The organism is Cohnella cholangitidis (assembly GCF_014107495.1).
In the GTDB taxonomy this organism is placed as follows: Bacteria; Bacillota; Bacilli; order Paenibacillales; family Paenibacillaceae; genus Cohnella; species Cohnella cholangitidis.
Map to the genome: position 1 here is coordinate 2,930,423 of NZ_CP041969.1, position 15,772 is coordinate 2,946,194.

General features: G+C 52.7%; 13 protein-coding genes and 1 pseudogene. All 14 read right to left on the reverse strand.

What is annotated here, in order from left to right; translation table 11 throughout:
• Positions 1-167: 167 nt before the first annotated feature.
• The 14 genes and pseudogenes from FPL14_RS13835 to FPL14_RS13900 all read right to left on the reverse strand — a co-directional run bounded on the left by FPL14_RS13835 (position 168) and on the right by FPL14_RS13900 (position 15,708).
• A complete protein-coding gene (locus FPL14_RS13835; RefSeq protein WP_182303545.1) occupies positions 168-1,745 on the reverse strand; it encodes a M23 family metallopeptidase in 1,578 nt (525 codons plus the stop codon).
• Between the two features lie 175 nt (positions 1,746-1,920).
• The gene (locus FPL14_RS13840) at positions 1,921-2,613 is read right to left on the reverse strand and encodes a hypothetical protein (RefSeq protein ID WP_182303546.1); all 693 of its coding nucleotides are present in this window, start codon (positions 2,611-2,613) and stop codon (positions 1,921-1,923) included.
• Between the two features lie 315 nt (positions 2,614-2,928).
• The gene (locus tag FPL14_RS13845; protein WP_267875422.1) at positions 2,929-5,166 is read right to left on the reverse strand and encodes an efflux RND transporter permease subunit; all 2,238 of its coding nucleotides are present in this window, start codon (positions 5,164-5,166) and stop codon (positions 2,929-2,931) included.
• A 43-nt stretch (positions 5,167-5,209) separates the two neighbouring features.
• Positions 5,210-5,962: an efflux RND transporter permease subunit gene (locus tag FPL14_RS30335; protein ID WP_182303547.1), complete on the reverse strand. Its 753-nt coding sequence runs from the start codon at positions 5,960-5,962 to the stop codon at positions 5,210-5,212.
• Between the two features lie 231 nt (positions 5,963-6,193).
• The gene (locus FPL14_RS13855) at positions 6,194-6,532 is read right to left on the reverse strand and encodes a hypothetical protein (protein ID WP_182303548.1); all 339 of its coding nucleotides are present in this window, start codon (positions 6,530-6,532) and stop codon (positions 6,194-6,196) included.
• 216 nt (positions 6,533-6,748) lie between these two features.
• Positions 6,749-7,306 (reverse strand): hypothetical protein, encoded by a 558-nt coding sequence (locus FPL14_RS13860; protein WP_182303549.1) that lies wholly within the window; start codon positions 7,304-7,306, stop codon positions 6,749-6,751.
• 1 nt (position 7,307) lies between these two features.
• Positions 7,308-7,943 carry an SCO family protein gene (locus tag FPL14_RS13865; protein WP_182303550.1) on the reverse strand — a complete coding sequence of 212 codons (636 nt, stop codon included), beginning with the start codon at positions 7,941-7,943 and terminating at the stop codon, positions 7,308-7,310.
• Between the two features lie 9 nt (positions 7,944-7,952).
• Positions 7,953-9,626, reverse strand: a complete 1,674-nt coding sequence (locus FPL14_RS13870; protein ID WP_182303551.1) for a cbb3-type cytochrome c oxidase subunit I — start codon at positions 9,624-9,626, stop codon at positions 7,953-7,955.
• Positions 9,627-9,641: 15 nt separating this feature from the next.
• A complete protein-coding gene (locus FPL14_RS13875) occupies positions 9,642-10,115 on the reverse strand; it encodes a cytochrome c oxidase subunit II (protein WP_229263910.1) in 474 nt (157 codons plus the stop codon).
• A gap of 16 nt (positions 10,116-10,131) precedes the next feature.
• Positions 10,132-10,281 (reverse strand): cytochrome c oxidase subunit 2A, encoded by a 150-nt coding sequence (locus tag FPL14_RS13880; RefSeq protein WP_182303552.1) that lies wholly within the window; start codon positions 10,279-10,281, stop codon positions 10,132-10,134.
• A gap of 152 nt (positions 10,282-10,433) precedes the next feature.
• Positions 10,434-11,723, reverse strand: coding sequence for an adenylosuccinate synthase (locus FPL14_RS13885; RefSeq protein WP_182303553.1), 1,290 nt, complete (start codon positions 11,721-11,723; stop codon positions 10,434-10,436).
• 179 nt (positions 11,724-11,902) lie between these two features.
• Positions 11,903-13,278, reverse strand: a pseudogene (dnaB, locus tag FPL14_RS13890) (replicative DNA helicase).
• Between the two features lie 4 nt (positions 13,279-13,282).
• On the reverse strand, positions 13,283-13,726 hold the full coding sequence (gene rplI / locus FPL14_RS13895) for a 50S ribosomal protein L9 (RefSeq protein WP_182303554.1): 444 nt from the start codon (positions 13,724-13,726) through the stop codon (positions 13,283-13,285).
• On the reverse strand, positions 13,723-15,708 hold the full coding sequence (locus FPL14_RS13900; RefSeq protein ID WP_182303555.1) for a DHH family phosphoesterase: 1,986 nt from the start codon (positions 15,706-15,708) through the stop codon (positions 13,723-13,725). Before FPL14_RS13900 ends, rplI begins: the two co-directional genes overlap by 4 nt.
• Positions 15,709-15,772: the final 64 nt, after the last annotated feature.

Here is a 15,772-nt window from a genome sequence, read left to right on the forward strand (position 1 = left end):
CATGGGATTTACCCAGCAATATCGCGGCCATCCTTTCAGTTAACGGCACGCCATGCCGCTATTCCTATCCAAACGAGCCTTCCTGCCAAAATGCTTTACTCTTTCGGTACATATAAAAAAGCTTTCCCGGGTCCGTTAGGTCCCGCGGGAAAGCTTGCATATTAGCGCTATAAATAGCTAGTCGGATTCTTAAGCTTGCCGTTCAAATGCACTTCGAAGTGGAGATGGGTGCCGGTCGACCGTCCCGTGCTGCCCATAATGCCGATGACATCGCCCTTCTCGACGATCTGGCCTTTCTTAACTCCAACGCTCTTCATATGACCGTAAATGGTTTTGAATCCATTATTATGGTTAATAATAACTGCGTTCCCTAATCCGCCCGACTTATAGCCGGCAAATTCGATAACGCCTTCGTCCGCGGCTAAAATATTTTTCTTGCCGATGATGTCGATGCCGTTGTGCATCCGGCCCCATCTCGAACCTTGGTAGCTCGTAATGCGAGCCCCTAGAACCGGCCAAGCGAACTTCCCGGAGCCTTCGCCGCGAATGACCTTGGTTCCTTTAAGAATGATGGTAGTGACGGGAGCCACTAACACCTTCTTGGCGATCTGCTCTTCCTCGATCAGCGAACCGTTGCGCTTAATCAAACGGTACGTGACCTGCTGCTTGCCTTCCGAACCCTCGCGCAGCACCTTCTGTTGGCCTAGCTTCATAGAATCGTTCTTCTGGTATTGGATCGGCGGTTCGATGACTTCGATCTCCGTCACTTGCTCCTCGGAGTTCACGTTCAGGATCGGCGGCTCTTCCTCGGACAAGTCCAAGACGTCACCGATGCGTATGCTGTCGTTCTTGATCCACTTGTTATTCTGGTAGATCAATTCTTCGCTAATATCGAGCTTCGAGGCAATGCATCCTATGCAATCGCCTTCCTTCACCGTATACTTCCTCGGGATCGGTTCTCCCTCCGTTAGCGAGGCGAACAGCTCATCCGGATCCGACAGCTTCGCTTCGCCGATATCCGTCGTCTCCATCTCGACTTTCTCCACGAAGCTGACCGATGTAATCGTACGTTGCGGCTTATCTTCGTTAGCGGCGGCAGTCGTCGCGGTCGCAGTCGTCTTAAAGGACAAGGACTGCACTTCGGTCGCGGCTTTGTTGGCGACCAATCTTGCCGGCGCGTACTTATTCTTCACCCGCTGCAGCAGCTTCTTGGCCGTTAATTCATCCCTGACGATGCCCACTTCCTCGCCATCGATAATCAGTTTGACGCCGATCGGGTGAGTTTGGAGCATGCCTTCGAGACGAGTCAGCGTCGCTTCGTCGTCGGTTTTCTTCTTGTAAGCCCTTTCAGCCGTAAAGGTGACCTGACCGTCGTTCAACACCTGGCGTACGGGGGTGTCCGCGTTCTCGAGTTCGGCAGCTTTGGCCGCAAGAAATTGCTCGACTTTCTCCTCGCTGCTGATCTCTCCTACCGGTTGTCCGGCTATCATCACGTTATAGTATTCAACGCTATGGGCTTGCACATATTTATGTCCGCCGATTCCTACTGCGACTACTGCGGCGATTCCGCACGCGGTTATGACGAGAGGCTGGCGATAATTTTGAAATAGATTGCTAAGAATAGGCTGCGTCGGATTATCGGATTGAGTCTTCCCTTTCAATTGCTTGAACCGAACTTGCCGGAAGGTTTGCCGCGTTGCGGTAATCATTTTCCGGATCCGATCCATTCCCCTGAAAACGGCCATGATCTTCTCCTTTTCCCTTGCTCTCGGTATTCTATTTCCCGGTTTTGGCAGAAGCGTGTACCTCACTTTAGCATAGGTCCGTCAAGACTATCAACCTTTTGGGCTCATTAGAATTATGAAAAATGGAAAGAGCCACCGGTTTACTTGCCCGGCGGCTTATGTTAATGTAAACGTTTTATTCGCTTTGGGAAGCTCCTTTTTCCGGGTTTTCGGTCCCTTGAAGCAATTCCATCATTTGAGAATATTCTTGTTCGGATAAGGAGGCTTTAAGCATACCCTCGACTGCCGTCAACTCTTCCGGCGATAGCCCCCCTTGCAAGGAGTCCGATAACTGCTTTAACTGTTCCTGGCTCAGCTTGGACACGACCATCGCATACAATTCCCGTCTTTCCGAGTCGGTCAATTGTCCGATGGCGGCTTCACCGTTAAACGCGGGAACGGTACCTTCCTCTCCCCCGTTGCTGTCCGGCTCCGGTCCCGGGCTTGGGCTCGCATCGACCTCCGGCGCGACGGCTTGGTCGTCGTCCGGGTGAATGTCCTGCCCCCCCTCCTCGGATATCTCGTTAGAGGGCGACTCGCTGTTCTGCACGCCGTTCGATTGAGATTGCGAGGGATCCGGCGTATGCTGCTCTATTGGCGGTTTACTAGCTTCGGCTTGTTCTTCCTTCTTCGGCGTCTTATCCGCTCCCCATAATGTCCCCCACACGCCCGATAACGCTATCGGTTGAATATCTAGCGGCAAATCTAGCTGCTTAATAACCGATTCCATGTAGCTGTTAACGATATAACCCGTCGTCCATATGCACAAGAAGCTGAGCAGCAACGCTGTCGCTCCCATCCGGATGACCCAGCTTACCCACTTAAACATCCCGGTACCTCCTGTTAAAAGGTTTCATAGGTTTAGTATGGGCAAACCTCTCAGTAATCATTCCTGTCTATTAAAAACACCCCTGCGCGCGACCAAAGGAAGCTCCAAATCCGACTGGAACTGCCTATGATCTCGAATAGGGGTGTGTTTTATCTATTACTACGCAGGTCTCCTCGACTTAGTACAACCGTGTCGGTCGGCTTGGTCGACTAACTCGCTTTCGAGAAGGTCCTTCGGGGTGGATTTAGTCGGTTTTATCGACCAACTCGCTCCAAGACGCGCCTTAGAGACCTAAGCAGTAACATTTTTTTCCGTTTAAGCCGCAGCTTCCGCCCGAACTTGAACCTGAGCTTTCCGTTCCTTGCGGGAGCGCCTGAAGTATAGCAATTCATACATGACCGGTACAACGACCAGCGTTAACAGCGTAGAGCTCGTGAGCCCGCCGATGACGACGACAGCCAGCCCGCTCGAGATGATGCTTCCTCCGCCTAAGCCGATAGCAAGCGGAATCAAGGCGCAGATCGTGGCGATCGCGGTCATCAGAATCGGCCGCAGCCTTGTTCCGCCCGCTTCGATGAGCGCATCGCGGATCGTGAGCCCGTGCTCGATCTGCTGCTGTACGCGCTCGATCAATACGATCGCGTTCGTGACGACGATTCCGATCAACATCAGGAACCCGATCATGCTGGAGACGGATATCGGTTCGCCCGCAGCCATAGTACCGGTTAATCCGCCGATCAATGCAAACGGCAAGGAGAACAACACGGCGAGAGGAGCCCTTCCTTCTCGGAATGCGACAACCATGACGATGTACACCACTCCGACGGCGACCAGCATCGCCATCATCATGTCGCTCATCATCTGTTGGATATCTTCGTTGCTTCCTCCGAGCGAGTATTCCACGCCTGTCGGCAAGGTTAAGCCTTCTAATGCCTTTTCCAGTTCCTGATTCACTTTGCCCACGTTCTTATCCGTAATCGTCGCCGATACCGTGGCGAATTCCGATCCGTTCTTGTACTGCAACGTGCTGGGAAGCTGCTTCATTTGGACATCGGCAATGTCCTTCACCTGAACATCCGTGCCTAGCGGCGTATGCAGCTTCAATCGGGCGATATCCTCTACGGAGGCGACGGATACGCCATTCAACGACAGATATAGATCGCTCGCGACAGATCCGTCCCCGATACGTCCCGCATTGGCTTCCGTCAGGAACGGCCGCAGGATCATCCCGGCTTGAGCGGCGGAAAGTCCGTATTTCGAAGCATCGTTCTTGCGGACTTGAATCGCGATTCCTTTCGTGCCGTCCTGCAGATTGTTGTTGACGTTATCGATTCCTTGCAGACCGCTAACCGTCGCGGTGATTTGCTCGGTCGCAGCGCGAATGTCGCTTGCCGTGGAGCCGGTCACCGTAATCGCGACGCTTCCTCCGCCGGTCATGTCGTCTTTCATCAAGCTGAACTTCGTGCCGTCCGGAACTTGAACCTGCGGACTGATCTCATCGACGAACTGATCCAGATCCGCTTCAGAGCGAAGCCCGATAAACCACTGCGCTCCGTTAGACGAGCCTTCGCCGCCGAAACCTCCGCCTACGGTGACATTCGTATTCTCGACGTCCTTGTGCCCGCGAATAATGGCGTCCAGCCGCTCCGATTCTTTTTTCACCACGTCGATGGCAGTTCCCTTAGGCATAGTCAGATCCGCGAACATATACTTGTAATCCGTTTGCGGAAGCAAGACGACCCCGACTTTGCCGGCGAAGATCGGAACAAGGCTTCCGACGAACAACAGCACTGCGACAATAATGACGATCGTCTTATGTCCAAGCGACCAGCCAAGCACGCGTTTGTACCCGCGGCTCATGGCGGATTCCTTGTCTTCTTTCAACTTGGCATTCCTCATCAACACCCAAGCCATCAGAGGAACTACGGTTAGCGCCACTAATAAGGAAGACAACAAGGCGAAGCCGACAGTCAGGGCGAACGGGCGGAAATACCCGCCGATCATTCCCTGCAGCAATCCTAACGGGGCGAACACAGCGACGGTCGTGAGCGTCGAAGACGTAATCGCGCGGGCAACTTCCATCGTTCCCGATAAGATCAAATCTTTATTTATTTTCTCGCCTCTCATGCGCCTTACGATATTCTCGATGACGACGATGCTGTCGTCTACTACACGCCCGGTCGCTACCGCCAACCCGCCGAGCGTCATGATGTTCAGCGTGACGTCAGTAAAAGTCTTCAAGCAGATCATCGCGATGAGCATGGACAAAGGAATGGATACGATCGCGATCAACGTCGCCCTGAAGTTCCGCAGGAAGAACAGAATCAAGATCGAAGCGAACAGCGCGCCAAGCGCCCCTTCGCGAGCGAGCGTATTTACGGATTCTTTAACGTCCGTAGCGCGGTTGTACATAACCAAAGCGTCGATCTTGCCTGCCTTTTCCGCTTCTTCATATACTTCAAGAACTTTATTGGATACTTCCACCGTGTTGGCCGTACCGGACTTCACGATGTTGAGGGTGATGCTCGGCAAGCCGTTCGTCAAGCTGATCACGCTAAGGTCTTTCCCTTGCTCGATTTGCGCGATATCCGTCAGCTTAACGTCGCCGCGGCGTTAGGCTCCATTCCTTCAGCTGTTCGATCGACCTCAGATCGCCTTCCACGAATACGGGAAGCGTGCTGCCGTCCAACGTCGTCTCTCCAAGCGGAACGCTCAGATTATTAGCTTGCAGGGCGCCCATCACTTGATCATAGGAAATTCCCTTTTCGGCCATCATCGAAGCATCGAGCCTAATGTATACCCCGTTGTCTTTCATCCCGATATCCTGCACTTCGTTGACACCCTCGATCGCTTGCAGCTCCGGGATTATCGAGGTTTTGACGATCTCGTTGAACTCATCCGGCGATACTCCCTCTCTGGCGGTCGTAGTCGTATACATGATCGGCTGGTTAGTCGTCGAGAAGTACATAACCTTCGGCTTCTCTACTTCAGCGGGAAGCCGTACGTCGTCGATAGCTTGCTTGACGACCTCTTGTTTCTTCTTCATATCGTCGTTGAAGTTAAACTCCAATTGCATCATCGACACGCTATTCGCGGACTGCGATGTGACGTTCTTCACGCCTTCCACGTTCCTTAGCGCTTTCTCCAGCGGCAACGTCACGTCGTTCATGACTTCGTTCGGCGCCGCGCCCGGATATACCGCCGATACCATGATGCCCGGGAACGCGATTTCCGGCTGCTGCTCTTGCTTGAACTGCATGGTGGAATATACTCCGCCAACCGCGATCAGGATGACCAGCAGAACGATCGCCACCGGATTCCTCAACGAAAAATTCGTAAAAAACTTCATTCGCACTCTCTCCGCTTCTCTATTTTTTCTCCGCTATCCTTGTCAGTTTGAAGGCTACGGGTATGATTGTAATTTGTTCCCATGCCTGAAAAAATGGTCTTGAGAACGTTTTTGATCCTAGACCGGAGACGGAGCGTCATTAAGCCTTGCGGTCGTGTTGCGGCGTTCTGCCGCAAATCGCAAATCGCCCTTCGGCTTAGATGGAAACTCCACCTTAGCCGAAGAGCGATTTCAATTCCTTCGCGGTTCTATTGCAGCAATGACACCTCGGGCAATAAGAGCAAATACATGATCGCGGCCATCTCTTGCTTCGTCAGCTCCCGCTCCGACCCGTAATCCGTACGCCCTATCCGCGACGACTTGTCCGTTCTTTACGACGGTTACGGCCACTGCTCCCGCCTGCTTCTTAACTTCTTCCCTTGCGAAAAACCCATTCAAGAAGCTCACCGTTTCTTGAGAGTCCGTCTGCGTAGCCGCTTCAGCAGGTTTGACCAATGCTACGCTCATCATTGGGGCGCTTAATGCCAGAGTCATCGCCAGCAAATAAGCCGCCGTACGTTTCCTTGCCATCCGGTTCTCTCCTCCGCCTTATTAATCGATTTTCTTTGTTAATGTCGATGATTATATCAATCTCTTATTTTCCATAAAATGGTCTTAGGTCCAGTCTGTAAATATACTTAGGGCTAAATCCACCATAGAAAAGGAAAAAGGCATTACCAGGGGCACGTCCCGCTAAGGAACGCCCGATGATAATGCCCTTTTCGAATTTCCGCAATCAACTGACGATCACTCGTACGCCGAATGGCGAGTAACAGCATGATAAATCATGTAGACGACCATGCAGATCGCCGTCGTCAGAAACCCCCAGCCCAGCGTAATCTGCTCGATTAATAAATAGTTGTTGCACAGTTGCACGGGAGCGATCGTATACAACAACCCCATTCCGATAAAAATCAACGTGAAGCCTGCGAATAAGGCGCATTTGACCGCGTAAGAGACTTTGCCCCAACTATCTCTTAACGGCACTCCCGCGAGCAAGGACAAGCTGATAAACTTGAACAGCTCTACATCGAACGACTCCAAAGAATCGTCCATCGCCCGAGGCAGCATCCAATAGATGCCGATGATCGCGAATAGTAGCATGCCGGGTATTCCGTTGCCGTTCCATTTCTCGAAAAACCGGGGAAAACGGATCTGAAAATAGCGCGCCATCATGAATCCGGAAATCGCCAGCAGAGGCATCTGCATATGCATATGCACGATCATGATCGATTCCATTACGCGGGCAACGGGAGGAAGCGCCATAAAAATAAACAGCACGAGGCCATACGCCGATTGTTTCATCCTAGCTCCCCCCTGCTCCCTGTCCCAGTAATCGCATAACTTTTTCCGAGGCTTCAACCGTCGCCTCATAGTCCATCACATCGATTAATTTTCCGCGCGGATCGACCAAATAAAAGGCGGAATTGTGGGCGAACCCTCCGTTCCCGTCGGGAATGACCGTAACGCCGAATTCGTTCAATAATCGGTCTAGTTCGAGCCGGTTATTGATCCTCGCCATTCGCCAGGTTTCGCCGTCGCTATCGAAGAACGTCCTATACTCTTCCAACCTCGCCGGATCGTCTCTTGCAGGGTCGAAGCTGATGCTTAAAAAAACAATATCCCTGCCCCGACGGGAATCGGGAATTCGATCGTACACTTCGGCCATATTCTGTTCCAATTCGACGCATACCGTAGGGCAGGACGAGTAAAAGAACGTGATAAACGTATATTTGCCCGCGAACTCCGAGATGGAATAGCTGCGCCCCTTGCTGTCTTCGAGCGTCGCCTCTGGAAATGAAGGCTGGCTCTTGACCAATCGATTCACCCTTGCGGATTCAGCCGTATAGGCGGTAAACCCGTCGGTGCCCGTATAGAACAGGACGATGCCGAAAAGAACAACGACGACTGCCGCGAGCGTATGCGGACGTATTGCTCTCATGACGAGCCTTTACCAGGTCACGAAAGGCGGCGACCCGGGCGGCGCGTTCACGATGAACTCGACCAATGGAACTACGTAGGCCATAGCAACCAATAAGAGCATGATCACGATCGTACGGCCCCAGCGCTCGGTCCAATATGGCGTCGCGGAACCGTCCTCTTCAGGCTCTGCCAGAGGAAACTCCGTTTGGCCCTTGGGAGCGCGGAACATCAGATGATAGACGGCATACAGCTGAAGGATACCCCCGATCATCAAGAACGCGCCGCCAACGGCATATAGAATCGTATAGGGATCCCAGCTTAATGCGGTCGCATTGTCTCCATAAGTGGTAAAGGAAGTTCTGCGAGGCGCGCCGAGCAATCCGGAGACATGCATCGAGACCGTCATGATCAGCATGCCGATCGTCCAGAAGATCGTTTGAATAACCCCTAGTTTATTCATTCTCGGCGTCAGCACGCGATGCGAGATATACGGGATTAACCAGTAACTGATTCCGAAGAAAGTAAGAATAACGGATGTTCCGATCGTGAGGTGAAAGTGTCCGACGATCCACATCGTATTATGAACGACTTGATCGAGTTGGTTGACCGTCTGCACGACCCCACCGGCTCCGCCGGGGATGAACGCGACCATCGCGATAAAGGGAGCCAAGAAACGGACGTCTCCCCACGGCATCTTCTTAAACCATCCCAGCAAGCCTTTGCCGCCGAGCTCTCTGCCCCTCCGTTCGAAAACGGAGAACATGGCGAACGCCGTCATCATGGAAGGAACCGCGATAATCAAACTCATGAATACGTGCATGAATTTCAACGCCTGCGACATTCCGGGGTCGATGATCTGGTGATGAAATCCTCCGGGAATATTGGTGACGACCAGAGCGATCACGACGAACCGGGTCAATACGTCGCTGAATCTTCTTCCTCCGATAATCTTCGGCACGATCGTATACCAAGCGGATACGGCCGTCAGGAACCATATATTCACCAACGTATGCCCGAAAGACCAGAACAGCGTGCGGCTAACCATGACGTTGATCGTCTTGGTCCAGCCGAATGCCCAAGGGATAATCGTTAACACTTCTACGGTCACGCCGATGCTGCCGAAGAACAACAGGACGAACACGCCCGTCGCGAAGAACGAAAGAATGGGAACGTGCTTGCCGCGGTTATTTTTTCTCCAGACGGCCACTTGGACGAACGCCCCGAAAGCGCACATCCAAACGCCCAATACTATAAACACTAAACCGATATAAAAATACGGCGATGCCTTCATCGGAGGATAGAAAGTATACAGAACCGTAGCTTTATTCATCAGAATAGGGATAACGACGAACACGAATCCAACGATCTTCAACGCAAAACCGGTCCAAGCCATTTTCCTGACTTTGGGAAGCAACCCGCCCAACGTATGCGACATCCCCGCGTAGAAATATCCGATCGTAAAAAAGGCGGTCAGCACGACAACGAGCAAGATCCCATGAGTCGTCAACACTTGATAATACGTAAACCAGTCAGGGAGCTCGATCAACCCCGAGCGTTCCGATGCTTGCACCAACCCCATGATACCTCCGAGCAGCAGTGCCGCGAAGGCGACGAACAAATAGGTTTTAGATAGGACGGCGTCACGCGGATTGGCTCCCAGCCATTTATTCACTTTTCCTTTTAGACTTTTTGACGTATCCAATTACGCTCACCTCCTCTAGACGACTTTAATCGTTGTGCTCATAACTTGATGTCCCGCTCCGCAGTATTCATTGCACACGACGAGATACTCGCCGGCTTCGCTGAACTTTTGCGTTATTTTCTGGATGTATCCCGGCATGACCATCGCATTGGCATTGGTACCCGCCACTTCGAATCCGTGCGTCACGTCTTTGGAAGTCAAAATAAAATGAACCGTGGACCCCGCGGGAATTTCAATATCCGCAGGCGCGAAAGCGAATACCTCTAACGTCATTACGACTTCGTATTCGTTCTCCCCGATCTTCGTAATTCCAGGTTTGTCGAACGGCGACGTTTGATCGACTTTCTGCGGATCGATCGTCTCCTTATGGCTCGGCGGGCCCATGTCCAAGGCAAAGGTTTGGTAACCGGTAATCAGCATGAAAATAACCAATAAGGAAATCCCGCTTATCAACCATATCTCTTCGTAACGATGCATCTTCAGCTTCATCTTGGCTTTTCCCCTCCTACACTCTTGACATGTACAAGCCAAATACCGCGACAAACAAGAGAGCGATAAAAGCTCCTACCATGAACACGGATAATAAAGTTCCTTTTTGCGAGTGCGCTTCGCTTCGATTCCGATCATCATCACGATTCGGTTTTACGGATTCCATTGTTGAACGCCCCCTTTGATTAGAATCATCCCCTTTCTATCGTAGAGGATTTAAAATCATAGTTCGTGACGGGAATCACAAACAGCGCAAAAAAAACCGCCAAGGAATATTCCCTGACGGTTTGCGCTTTAAATATTCGATTATGGTGTTCCTTATTCTCCGTAAATCTTAGCGACCTGGTTCGTCTGCTCGCGATTGCGTCCAACAGAGAAAATCGCGATCGGAATTCCGGTAAGCTCCGAAATCCGGTTAACGAAGTTGCGAGTCGTCTCCGGCAAGTCGCTAAGCGTCTTGGCACCCGAAATATCCTCGCTCCAGCCTGGCAGTTCCTCGTAGACCGCTTCGCATTCTTCAAGCAGCTTAAGGTTGGCTGGATAGTGCTCCATTAACTCGCCGCGGAATTTGTACGCGGTACAAATCTTGACCGTCTCTAGACCGGTCAACACGTCCAAGGAATTCAGCGACAATCCCGTAATTCCGCTAACGCGGCGGGCATGGCGAACGACAACCGTATCGAACCAGCCTACGCGGCGCGGACGGCCGGTAACCGTACCGTATTCATGTCCTTTGTCGCGAATCCATTGGCCGAGATCATTGTTAAGCTCGGTCGGGAACGGACCGTCCCCTACGCGGGTCGTATACGCTTTGGCAACGCCGATGACTTCTTTGATCTTCGACGGGCCTACGCCGGATCCGATACATACGCCGCCGGCGGAAGGGTTAGAGCTCGTTACGTACGGATACGTTCCTTGGTCGATATCGAGCATGACGCCTTGCGCGCCTTCGAACAGTACTTTCTTGCCCGCATCGATGGCATCGTTCAGAATGACCGACGTATCGGTAACGAACGGACGAAGCTGCTCCGCAAGCGCCAAGTAGTCCTTGATGATGCTGTCCGCATCCAACGGCTCTCCGTTGTACATCTGCGTGATCACTTGGTTCTTATCCGCGATAATGCTGCGGGCTTTCTCTTCGAAAGCATCCGCAACCATCAAATCGGCGATGCGAATCCCGTTCCGCGCGGCTTTGTCCATGTAGCACGGACCGATCCCTTTGCGGGTCGTGCCGATTTTGTTGTCCGCTTTGCGGTCTTCCTCCAAAGCGTCAAGCACCAGGTGATAAGGCATAATAACGTGAGCGCGATCGCTGATTTTCAAATTATCGGTCGAAAATCCGTTGTCGCGAATATATTGAATTTCTTCCACCAATGCTCCGGGATTAATAACCATCCCGTTGCCGATGACGCACAATTTGTTTTGATTGAAAATTCCCGATGGAACCATCGTCAGCTTGTACTTTTTGTTCTCTATAAGGATAGTATGTCCGGCGTTATTTCCACCTTGATAACGAGCGACGACATCGGCTTTCTCGGCGAGAAAATCGGTGATTTTCCCTTTGCCTTCGTCTCCCCATTGCGTACCTACAACAACGACTGTTGACACTGCAATCCCTCCACCCGGAGTGTTCCTCACGCCGGCATGATAATGCCACCCGAAATCGCATAGGTCGCGATCAGGCAGCATGAATAGTTTAGCAACTGTGACTTGGGAAGTCAACGGAAAAACGAACAATACCGCAACCACCTATATAATCGTTCGGAATTCAGCCTAACTTTGTCGGTTTATGCGCTCCCCGCATAGGCTTCTCCATGCGAACGGTCAAGACTGACGAATTTATTGAAGTTCTTCAAGAACACGAGCTCGACCGTGCCGACGGGGCCGTTCCGCTGTTTGGCGATAATGATCTCGATGATGTTTTTCTTCTCCGACTCTTTATCGTAGTAATCGTCCCGGTAGAGGAACGCTACGATATCGGCATCCTGCTCGATCGAACCGGATTCCCGAAGATCCGACATCATCGGGCGTTTGTCTTGCCGTTGTTCGACGCCCCGGGAGAGCTGGGACAACGCGATGACCGGAACTTCGAGCTCGCGGGCGATCTGCTTCAGCGTACGGGAAATTTCCGAAACTTCCTGTTGCCGGTTCTCGCCGGCTTTGCCCGGCCTTGGATAAGCTGAAGGTAATCGATAAGGATCATCCCCAGCCCTTTCTCCTTCTTGAGACGACGGCATTTCGCGCGAATATCGGATACGGTAATGCCCGGCGTATCGTCGATATAAATCTGAGCCTCGGAGAGCGCCCCAATGGCCATCGACAGCTTCTCCCAATCGTCTCCTTCGAGATGTCCCGTCCGCATCCGCGTGGCATCCACGTTGGACTCCGCGCACACGATACGTTGGACGAGCTGGGGAGCCGACATCTCCAGACTGAAGATCGCGACCGTCTCCGAAGCTCGAACGGCCACGTTCTGGGCTACGTTGAGGGCGAACGCCGTCTTCCCTACGGAAGGACGCGCCGCGACGATAATCAGATCGCTTCGTTGAAATCCGTTCGTCATCTTATCCAGATCGATGAAGCCCGAGGGAATTCCCGATACTCCGCCCTTGTGGTTGTAGAGGAATTCGACCTTCTCGAATACCTCCATAAGCACGTCGCGGATGCTGATGAACCCGGTCGCCGATCGTCGGCTGGAAATTTCCATAATCCGCGCTTCGGCATCGTTAAGCAATACGCCGACATCGTCTTCCGTCGCATACCCGTTGGAGACGATCTGCGTCGCGGTACGAATTAATCGCCTGAGAATCGACTTCTCTTCCACGATCTGAGCATAGTATTCCACGTTCGCGGCCGTAGGAACCGCATTCGCGAGCTTGGTCAGATACATGATCCCGCCGACTTCATCCATCTGCCCGAGATCTTGCAGTCGGGCGGTCAACGTGATGAGATCGATCGGTTGATTGTCGTCGTTAAGGGCAACCATCGCGTCGAAGATGCGCTGATGGGAGACGCTATAGAAATCCTCCGCTTTCAGACGCTCCATGGAAGCAATAAGCGCCTCCGATTCAAGCAGGATAGCGCCTAGAACAGCTTGCTCCGCCTCGAGGTTCTGAGGAGGTACGCGATCGTATAAGAGCTGCTGATCTCCGCTACCGTTCATCGGTTCATTCCTCCACGACCTGTACGTTTAGCGTGCCCTTTACGTCCGGATACAATTTCACGGTCACTTTCGTAACGCCAAGAACGCGAATCGGTTCTTCGAGCTCGATCTTCCGTTTGTCGATCGAGATCTTCTGCAATTCCAATGCTTCCGCGATTTGTTTGCTCGTAATCGCGCCGAACAAGCGTCCGCCTTCGCCGGCTTTCGCTTTAATGACCACCGTCATCTCGGACAGGCGCTCAGCCAGCGCCTTGAACTCGTTCTTCTCGTTTTCCTTCTTCTTCTGGGCGGATGCCACCTGTTGCGTCAAAGTTTTCTTTGCGCCTTCCGTAGCGATCTGTACGACGCCTTTAGGCAACAAGAAATTGCGCGCATAGCCTTCCGATACCTCTTTGATTTCTCCCTTTTTACCCTGACCCTTAACATCCTGCAAGAAGATTACTTTCATTCGAATAACCCCTCTTCCTTCTCGAGTTCTTGTAAGACTTGCTTTAACTTGCCGGCCACTTCCGTCACCGTGCCTTGAAGCTGGGCGGCCGCGTTCGTGAAGTGTCCTCCGCCTCCGAGCCGCTCCATGACGATCTGGACATTGATCTGTCCAAGCGATCTAGCGCTGACTCCCACAAGGCCGTCTTGCCTTAAACCGACTACGAACGAAGCTTTGATTCCCGTCATATTCAGCAGCGTATCCGCCGCTTGCGCAATGAGCAGCTGCGGCACTTGCTTGCCTGAATCGGCCACCGCGATCGCTATGCAGTGATGATAAGTTTCCGCGTTGCGAATGATCTCGGCCTTACGAATGTATTCCTCTAAGTCCTCTTTCAGCATCCGTTGGATGAGTACCGAATCGGCGCCGTTGCGGCGCAGGAACGAAGCGGCCTCGAAAGTACGCGATCCCGTGCGGAATGCGAAGCTTTTCGTATCGACGGTAATGCCCGCAAGCAACGCCGTCGCTTCCCTGACATCGAGCACCACGCGTTCATGGATGTATTGCAGCAGCTCCGTCACCAATTCGCAGGTAGAGGACGCGTACGGCTCCATGTAGACGAGCACCGCTTCGTCGATGAACTCCTCGCTTCGGCGATGGTGATCGACGATGACGATCCGTTCCGTCCCTTGCAGCAACCGCGGCTCCGCAACCATCGTGGCGCGGTGCGTATCGACGACGACCGCGAGCGACCGTTTGCCGATCAAGCCAAGCGCTTGCTCCGGGGATACGAACCGTTTGGCCAGCTTCTCGTCTTCCTTCAACATTTCCATCATCCGCTGAATGGCGGGATTAATGCCTTCCAGTACGATATAGGCTTCTTTGCCGTAGAGCTGCGCCGCTTTCAGCACTCCGATAGCCGCCCCGATGGCATCCATGTCCGGCATCTTGTGCCCCATGATAACGATATTGTCGCTTTCCTTCATCAAATCGCGCAAAGCGTGGGCAATGACCCTCGCGCGAACCCGCGTCCTCTTCTCGACGGCGTTGCTCTTGCCTCCGTAGAAGCTTTGACGCTGGCCGAACTTGACGACCGCCTGGTCTCCGCCTCGTCCAAGCGCGATATCCAAGCTTCCCTGCACCAGGTGCCCCAGCTCGATCACGTTGGCTGCGCCCGACGCGAAGCCGATGCTTAACGTCATTGGCAATTTCTGTTCGATCGTGATTTCGCGCACGTCGTCCAGCAGCTCGAACCGGGATTGCTCCAAGCTCTTGAGCGTAATTTGGTTCGTAATGACCATATAGCGGTCGGAGGATAACCGGCGTAGGAACAAGCCGTATTTCAAAGCCCACTCGTTAATCTCGCCGGTCACTTTGGATAGCATCAGAGCCCGCTGCTGTTCATCCATCCCTTGGGCAACCTCTTCCAGATTGTCCATGGTTACGATCCCTAGAGCCAGCTTCTCTTCATCGTACCGCTTCTTAAGCGTCCAGCGATCCGTGATATCCACGACATAGATAATCCGTTCGTTGGCGCGGGTCAGCAATTCGAATACGCGCGAGCCTATCGTTATCTCGAGAACGGCTTCCTTATCCTTATCCTTATCCTTATCCTTGGCAGACAGCTGCTGAAGAACGGGAAAATGCGCCGCCAGCGTCTCCCCGACGATCGATGCCCGGCCGACTACGGTTCCGATGAACGCGTTGTGCCATTGTATTTCTTTGTCCTCGTTATAAATCAGAATACCGAACGGCAGCTGGCCGATCACGTCGTTGCCGACGCTCTTGATCCGATGGGACAACGTTAGCACGTAATCGTTCAGATCGTTGCGGAACGCTTTCTCCGCGAATATGCCGTATACGGCCACTACTCCGCCCAGCGCCAAACCCAACAAACCGAGCAACCATTGGTACCAAGCCAACGCAATGGTTAAAATAAAAATGAGCACTAGTGCCCAGACGATATGCATGCCGTGCCAACGCTGCACGAGAAACTTAGGCATATCCGCTTTCGCTCCCGTCTACCGGTGAATCGTACGACGCGCCGTTCGCGCGCCGTCCAATATC